The following is an 8,000-nucleotide window of genomic DNA, read 5'->3' on the forward strand; positions in this document are numbered from 1 at the left end:
TCGGACCTCGGTCGCGGGCGAAAAGGCGGGACTAAACTCCCCGCGGGCCCGCCCCGCTTTGTATTCACCACGTCCTCGGTCTTCAGAGCAAAGTGCAGAACTACTCGCTCATCACGAGCCTTGTCACCGGCTTCGGTCTTGCGCTCCCCTTCGGCTACCTCGCCGAACGCTTCCTCAAGTCTCCCGCCCTCGTCGGCTACATCGTCGCGGGGCTCGCCGTAAGCATCCTCCCGGGGCTGCCGCCCGTAAACGGCGAGATGCTCGAGCAGCTCGCCGAAATCGGCGTGATGCTCCTGATGTTCGGCGTGGGGCTGCACTTCTCGGTGCGCGACCTCGTGCACGTGAAGGGCATCGCCATTCCGGGCGCGACGGGGCAGATGGTGGTGGCCGCCGCCTTGGGCGCCTGCGTCGCGATCGGGTTCTGGCACTGGGACATCGGTGCGGCGGTGCTTTTCGGCTTCTCCATCTCCTGCGCCTCGACCGTCGTCGTGACGAAGGCCCTGGAGATCCGGCACTTGACGAGCGAGATGAACGGCCAGGTCGCTATCGGCTGGCTCGTGATGGAGGACCTCTTCTCGGTGGTGCTCCTCGTGTGCCTGCCGCCCTTCGCCGCGGTGGTGCACGGCTCGCACGACGTCTCGGCGATGAGCGTGGCGCTCGAGGTCGCGAAGACCCTCGCCTGGGCGGCGGTCTTCGTCGCGCTGATGCTCGTCGCCGGCCGCAAGGTTCTGCCGTGGGTGCTGCGCGAAGTGGCGCTTACGGGCTCGCGCGAGCTCTTCACCCTCACGGTTCTCGGCTGCGCGATCGTGATCGCCTACGGCGCGGGCGCGATCTTCGACGTGAGCTTCGCTCTGGGCGCCTTCTTCGCCGGCATGGTGATGCAGGAGAGCCGGTACGCGCACCGCGCGGCGCAGGATTCGCTCCCGCTCCAGGACGCCTTCTCGGTCCTCTTCTTCGTCTCGGTCGGCATGATGCTCGACGGGCACATCTTTCTCGAGCGCCCGTGGGAGATCTTCCTCGTCGTCCTCATCATCATCGTGGGCAAGATGTCGATCTCCTTCGGGATCGTGATCGCGCTGCGCTGGCCTCTTGAGACCGCCCTCACCGTGGGCGCCTGCCTCGGGCAGATCGGCGAATTCAGCTACATCCTCGCGGGGCAGGGCATTGCGCTCAAGCTCGTGGACCAGACGATGATGAGCGTGATCGTCGCGGCCTCGATCATTACGATCGCCGTGAACCCGATTCTCTTCTGGCTCGAACCCCACCTGACCAAGCTCCTCGTGCACCGCTTCGCCTGGGCGAAGCGCGCCGCGATGAGGCAGCCCCCGTATTCGCAGCTGCCCGCCGGGACGCCCCGCGAACTCCTCGACGGCCAGGTCGTGGTGATCGGGTGGTCCGACACGGGCGAGGAGCTCATCAAGACGCTCCTTGAGTCCGCGCGCCGCACCATCGTCGTGGCGAAGCCCTCCGACCCGATCGACGACCTGCGCGCCCGCGGCTGCGGCGTGATCGTGGGCGACCCCACCGACCCCATGGTGCTCGTGCAGGCGCACCTCATGAGCGCGGGCGTCCTCGTGATTCCGTCGACCCCGCCCGTCGCCGCCAAGCAGATCTACGACACCGCGCGGCAGCTGAACAAAACCCTTCCCATCGTCGTGCTCGTGAAGAGCCTTGACGCCGCGGGTCTCTTCAACGCCTCCGACAAGAACCTCTCGATCCTCTGCGAGCCGCTGATGACCTCGATCACGCTCGCGGCCGTCACGGTCGAGGAGCTCGTGAAGCACGAAGAGGACGAGGACAACCAGGTCGAGCGCATGAAGACCGTGCGCGAGCAGTTGGACGCCGAGTACCGCCGCAGCGTCAACGCCGTGCGGGGCGGCGAGGCTGCGGCCGCCACCGACCAGAAGGCCGGGGAGCTGCAGGCCGCCGCCGCGAAGGTCGCGGGCGAGGCGATGGAGACCGTGCGCCGCAATACGACCGAGCACCTCTCGCCCCGTGAGAGCGCCGTGCGCTTCGGCAGGAGGCTCGCCGGCTGGCTCAGAGGCCGTCCGGAGAAGAACGACAAGCAGGGCGGCGCCGCCGAGCGCACGCCCGGCGAAGAGACCGCGCGTTCGCTCGCGGAGAACCTCGATCCGGACGCGGAGCGCCCGAAGAATTGAGCGGACGGGCGTGAGGCGGGCTGCCCGGCCGTTTCCGTCAGCGGGCGAGCGCCGAGAGCGCGCCGTACCAGACTTCGAGCACGCGCGGCATGCGCCAGCCCATCGGGCGGCAGTACCACGGCAGCGCAATGAGCGCATGGCGGCGGAAGGCCTTGCCGACGCCGATCGTCGGGCGCAGTTCAAGCGCCTGTTTGACGAACTTCCAGGCCGCGGTTGAATCGCCCGAGAGGACGACGGCGTCCGGCGCGCTCGCGAGGATGAGGTCCGCCAACGACTGCTCGGAGAGCGAATACATCCCGCGGATCTGCTCGGAGCTCTCCGGAACATCCACCGGGTTTTCGCAGCCCAGGGCCTCGACGATCTCCGCGGAGAGGTCCGAGCGCCGCGTGGCCGCAAGGCAGTAGACGGCGTCCTCGATCGGATGCCGGATGCCGAGGAGCGTGAGCACCCTGAGCTTCGGGAGCGCGGGCTTCGCCTTCACCGCGGCGAGCCGCTCCTCATAGTCGCGGGCGATCCGCTCGGCCTGCTTCTCTTCGCCGTAGAGGGCCGCCGCGCGGGCGACCACCTCGAGCGCCTCTCCCTTGACGTCGAGCACCTTGACGGTGAAGCCCGCGGCCTCCAAGGGCTCCTTCATGACGATCGGGTTGAGGTGCGGGTCGCCGTTCTCTTCGAGCAGGATGTACTCCGCGTCGATGCGGCGGGCGGCGGACTCAAGAATGCTGGGACGGTCGTGGATCGCGCAGCTCGTGCACTCGAGCATCTTTTCGGTCGGGTGCCAGACCTCCATGGCGGGGATGTCGCCGCCCACCAGACCACGGCCGTAGATGCGCAGCGCGGCCAAAGCCTCGGCGGCGGTGTCGCCGACGATGATCGCGTTTTCATACCTGGGGAACGGGGTGTAGACGTTGAGCATGTTGTTCTTCTCTTTGGGAGGGTCGTTGTTGAAGGGGGGCATTTCACGGCACGGGTGCGGGCGAAGGTTCCGCCCGTACGACGGCGTCCGCATGCCGTGAGAGGCCGTCCTGATGGGAGACCATCACGACGGCGGTTTCGGGGAGGAGGGTCCGGAGCTGCGCGAGGATGCGCGCGGCCGCATCTTCGTCGAGCGCGGAGGTCATCTCGTCGAGCAGCAGCAGGTCGGGGCGCGCCAGAACCGCACGGATGAGGAGCACGCGCTGCTGCTCGCCGCCCGAAAGGACGTTCGCCCACTCGGCCGCTTCGTCGATCCTGTGGGCAAGATGCCCGAGCTCCATGTCGGCGAGAAGCTTCATGCACGCCTCGTCCGGGAGGCTCTCGGGCGGCGCCGGGTAGGCGAGGTTCTCGCGGAGCGTGCCCTTGAGGAGATAGGGCTTCTGCGGGACCCAGAAGATCGTTTCGCCGCCGCTCTTCCGGAGAACGCCGGTGAAGTTCTCATAGAACCCGGCGATCGTCTTGAGGAAGGTGCTTTTGCCCGCGCCCGATTCGCCCGTGACGAAGACGAGCCGCCCGCGACGGGCGGCGAGCGTGAAGGCCGTGCGCCGCGCAGGCAGGCCGCTCCTTTCGTCCTCTTCGTGCGGAAGGGTGAGGACGAGGCGGGCTTGGGCCGTCTCGCCCGCTGCGGCCTCAGCGGGCGGCAGCGCCTCGGCGGCCCCCTCGATGCGCCGGCGGGTTTCTTCGGCCTCGGCGAGACCGTTCAGAAGGTGAGCGAGGCGCTCCCACGTGGCCGCGAGCCGCGCGAGGTCGTCGTAGGCGAAGATGAACCAGGAGAAGGACCGCGCGACGTCGGTGAAGGCGCCGCGGATCTGCATGAGGCCGCCCAGCTGAATCGTGCCGGCAAGCAGACTCGGGAGCGCGAAGAAAATGGGGGCGAGGTGCGTCACCTGGCCGAGGCCGACGGTGAAGAAGTCGAGGTCGCGCTGCTTCTTCACGAGGTGCACGAGGACGTCGTAGAGCTCGAGAAAACGCGTCTTGAGGTTCTCGCGCTCGCGCGCCTCGCCCTGCGCGCCCGCGATTGCGTCGGCGTACCGGCGCTTTTCGATGAAGGCGTAGCGGAGGTCGGCCTCCTTGTGCTGGCCCGTGAAGTTGAGGTTCTTGAGCGGATGGCCGATCCAGTGCGTGACGAGGGTCGCGACGATCGTGTAGGAGAGGCACACCCAGAACATGTAGCCCGGAATCGTGAAGCCCAGGACCGTGATCGAGCCCGAGAGGTTCCAGAGAATGAGCGAGAAGGAGCCGATCGTGAGGACGGACTCGATGAAGGAGAGTGAGAGGTTGACCACGAGGCTCATGAGGGAGCGGGCGTCCTCAATGATGCGTTGGTCGGGGTTGTCGGGTTCCCGCCCGCTTTCGCGCAGTACGTAGTGCGCGCCGGCATTGGAGAGCCAGCGGTCGATCAGGCGGAAGGTGAGCTCGCGCCGCAGCGACAGAAGAAGCCGGTTCTTCGCGTACTGCGCCAGAACCAAGAGCGAAATGATGACCGCCGCGAGCCAGATGAAGTCGAAGAGCGCGTCGTAGATCGCCGGGGCGTCGACCTTCTGGAGCGCATTGAAGAAGCGCCCGTTCCATTCGTTCAATGCGACGCTCAAGCGTACGCTCGCGGTGTTGGAGACGAGCAGGAAGGCGAAGAGGAGCCACCAGGGCAGGGCCGAGGCGGAAAGAAGCCAGGAGCGCAGCAGCTGTCGCAGGACCTGCGAGCCGCTTCGCGGGGCGGGGCCGGAGGTGGCGGAGGGAATGCCGTCGTGCGGCTCGGTTGGCGTAGGGGGCGGCATTCGGGGGCGGGAGTTTGCGGGAAAAGAGAGAAAAGATGACCCGTCTTCGGCCCGGAGACCGGCTCGGGGAGCCGGTTCCCGGAGTCAAGGACGAAGGCGGGAGGATCAGAAGCGTCCCGTCACCCAGACGCGGGCGGCGCGGCCGTAGCCGTAGGAGCCGTTGACGAAGCGGTACTTCTCGTCGGTGACGTTCTCGATGGCGAGCCCGGCCGTGAAGTCCCAGAAGTTCGGAATCTTGGGCGTCCAGGTGAGGCCGACGGAGTGGGTGGCGAAGGCGCCGTATTTCGTTCGGGGGGATGCGGTGTTCTTTGCCTTGTCGCCGTCGGCGGCGTCGTACCAGTTGAAGCGGTACCACGGATGAAGCGCCGTCCTGGGGATGGAGTAGCCGAGCTGGAGTTTTACGGATTGAGGCGTGATGCCTGAAACGCGCTTGTCTGCTTCCTTGTCGACGACATGAACCAGGCCGTAGGCGAAGTCGGCGTTGAAGTTCCCGACGGCATACTTTGCAGAAAGTTCAACGCCTTTGCGGGAGACGTGACCGATATTTTCAGCCTGATAGCAGGTTGTGAGGCCATCATCGCCGTACCATGAAGCAATATTGATGAAGTCCTTGACATCGTCGTAGAAGACCGCGGCCTTCACATTGAGCGCGTCGCTCTCGGCGGCGAGCCCCGAGAAGGCGGCGTTCATGCCCACTTCGTAGTTCCACGACTTCTCCGGCTTGAGATCCGGATTCGGATACACAACAACCGGGAAGAACTGCGGGTTGTGGGAGAGGGAGTAGTAGAGCTCGTCCATGATGGGCGGGCGGAAGCCTTCGTTGGCGGAGGCCCAGAAGGAGAGGCCTTCCATGGGTTTGAGCGTCACCGTGAGGCCCGGCGTCACCTTGCCGTCGGAGAAGGAGTCGAAGCCCGCGGCCTCGCGCTTGAAGTACGAGTAGCGGATCTGAGGCGCAATCGTCAGCTGATCGCCAAGAGCGATTTCATCCTCGATGAAGAAGCCGAAGTCGAGCGACTTGGCGTCCGGACGGCTGGGATCCTTGATGCTCTCGCCGAATGTGAACGGGTTGTACTGCAGGGAGTCCTGCTCGCTGCGGGAGAAGTCACCGCCGTAAGTCAGCTGATGGTTCATGCCGGCGAAGTCAAATCGGGACGTATTCTGAAGATTGCCGCTCCAGGACTCGAAGTCGTCGCTGTTGCCTACGCCTTGAAGCCCCATCATCGGCATCCGCACCACCAAATCCATGCTGTAGCGGGCTTTGGTGTACTGAAGGTTGGCCCGGACATCCCACCACGGGCCGTTCTCATAGAGCCAGGACGCGACGGCACGGTGCTGCTCGTAGCCGTAGTCGTTCGTCTGGTCGGGGTCGTAGACGCCGTTTTCCGGCGAAAGGTAGAACGTGTCGAACTTGTCGTAGTTGTAGGCGAGTGAAAGCGTCGAGGCGTCGGTGGGCGAAATGGCCGCCTTGGCGAAGACGGCAGTGCTCTTCGTGTCGGACTCCCTCTCCGACCGTTTGCCGTCGGAGAGTTTTTCGTTGCCCGAATGGCGCTGAGAGACGCCGAAGATGTAGTCCACGGCGTTGGCTCGACCAAAGGCATAGGCGCTGCCCATCAGTTCCTGCGAAGCCGTCGAATAACCAGTCTTCGCCTTTACGCCGAAAGTTTCTTCCGGCTTGAGCAGATCGGCTGCGCTCACGGTGGTTAGGGCGATCGTGCCGCCGATGCCGCCGTTGCCGTAGAGGGCCGAGCCGCCGCCGTGCTTCACCTCGACCTGCTTGAGAAGTTCGGGGTCGATGAAGATCCCCAAGGGGTGGTTGCCGGCCATCGTCGTCATGTCTTGGCGAACCCCGTCGATGACATAGGTGATCTGATTGGATTCAGAACCGCGGATCGACAACCTCGTGAAGATCGGCGATTCGGGCGACTCGACCATCACGTTCGGGATGTCCTCGAAGATTTCGCCGAAGGTCTGCGCACCGCGCTCGGTGATTTCGCGGTCCGTCACCGCGGCTATAGACGCGGCCGTCTGAGAGAGCGGCTCGGGCGTGCGCGTGGCGGTCACGACGACGGGGTCGAGCAGGACCGTCTGCGAGGCGACGTCTTCCGAGGAATCAGCAGCCCATGCCGTCGAGGCCGCGCAGAGGGCAAGAATGAGTGCGGTCGGACGGAAGTGAGACCGTTTGTTGGTGGGTGAGGTATGCATGTCGAGAACCTTGAGGGAGCAGCGGTTCGCTGCCCTGTTCATTAAATGAAAACGATTCTCGCAAGCGTTTACACTGTAGACATTAGTACAAACCCGCAAATTAAGGGTTAACACCTATGCCTTGGACGTCCATTGGGAACATGAAGAAGGCGTCGCCCATCCGTGATGGAGAACGACGCCTTCCCTGATGGCTGAGCTTGTGGCCGGACCCTCACTCACACTGCCGGATGTGGGAGGGTCCGCGCCGCCTTTGGTTTGTCAGGCGGCAGCCTTGCGGCCGGCGATGCGGCCGAAGACCAGGCAGTCGAGCGTGGCGCAGGAGCCGAGGCGCACCGCACCGTGGACGCCGCCCGAGGCTTCACCCGCGGCGAAGAGGCCTGGAATCGGCTGGTCGGTGCGCACGTCGATCACGCGGCAGTCGTTGTCGGTGTAAAGGCCGCCCATGCAGTGGTGGACCTTCGGCTGGCACTCGCCGATGTACCAGGGCCCTTCGACCATCGGCACCTGGTCGTTGTTGATGTAGCGCCCGAGCACCGGGTCCTTCTTCGCCTTCACGACCTCGTTGAAGGCCGCAATGGTCTTCTGGAGGTTTTCGAGCGGAATGCCCGAGCCCTTCGCCATCGCCTCGACCGTGTCGTACTTGTCGAGGATCTTCGCGTCGAGCATCTTCTCCAGGAACCCGGGACGCTGCTTCTTCAAGGGCTGGACGTTGGGTTCATTGCAGATCGCGAAGGCCTTCTTGCCTTCCTGCTGCTCCAGCATGATCGCGTCGGCGCGGACCTTGCGGTTGGCGAGCTCGTTCACGAAGCGCTTGCCGTCCGAATTGACCAAAAAACCGGCCTCGCACAAGCCCCGTCCTTCAGGGCGAGGTTAGCGAGGCCAAAATGTTTGT

5 protein-coding genes are annotated in these 8,000 nt (G+C 65.0%); 1 reads left to right on the forward strand and 4 read right to left on the reverse strand.

What is annotated here, in order from left to right:
• Positions 1 to 92: 92 nt before the first annotated feature.
• Positions 93 to 2,159 carry a cation:proton antiporter gene (locus ACT6Y9_RS06675; RefSeq protein WP_443743949.1) on the forward strand — a complete coding sequence of 689 codons (2,067 nt, stop codon included), beginning with the start codon at positions 93 to 95 and terminating at the stop codon, positions 2,157 to 2,159.
• 37 nt (positions 2,160 to 2,196) lie between these two features.
• Here ACT6Y9_RS06675 and ACT6Y9_RS06680 read toward each other — a convergent pair whose 3' ends face one another.
• From ACT6Y9_RS06680 to ACT6Y9_RS06695, 4 genes are all read right to left on the reverse strand, one after another.
• Entirely contained in the window at positions 2,197 to 3,072 is an 876-nt protein-coding gene (locus ACT6Y9_RS06680) for an ABC transporter substrate-binding protein (protein ID WP_295479934.1), read from the reverse strand.
• Positions 3,073 to 3,115: 43 nt separating this feature from the next.
• On the reverse strand, positions 3,116 to 4,906 hold the full coding sequence (locus ACT6Y9_RS06685; protein ID WP_443743950.1) for an ABC transporter ATP-binding protein/permease: 1,791 nt from the start codon (positions 4,904 to 4,906) through the stop codon (positions 3,116 to 3,118).
• A 105-nt stretch (positions 4,907 to 5,011) separates the two neighbouring features.
• On the reverse strand, positions 5,012 to 7,108 hold the full coding sequence (locus ACT6Y9_RS06690; protein WP_443743951.1) for a TonB-dependent receptor domain-containing protein: 2,097 nt from the start codon (positions 7,106 to 7,108) through the stop codon (positions 5,012 to 5,014).
• 258 nt (positions 7,109 to 7,366) lie between these two features.
• Positions 7,367 to 7,939: an FAD-binding protein gene (locus ACT6Y9_RS06695; RefSeq protein ID WP_443743952.1), complete on the reverse strand. Its 573-nt coding sequence runs from the start codon at positions 7,937 to 7,939 to the stop codon at positions 7,367 to 7,369.
• Positions 7,940 to 8,000: the final 61 nt, after the last annotated feature.

Source organism: Sutterella sp. (genome assembly GCF_052272535.1).
Lineage (GTDB): Bacteria > Pseudomonadota > Gammaproteobacteria > Burkholderiales > Burkholderiaceae_F > Sutterella.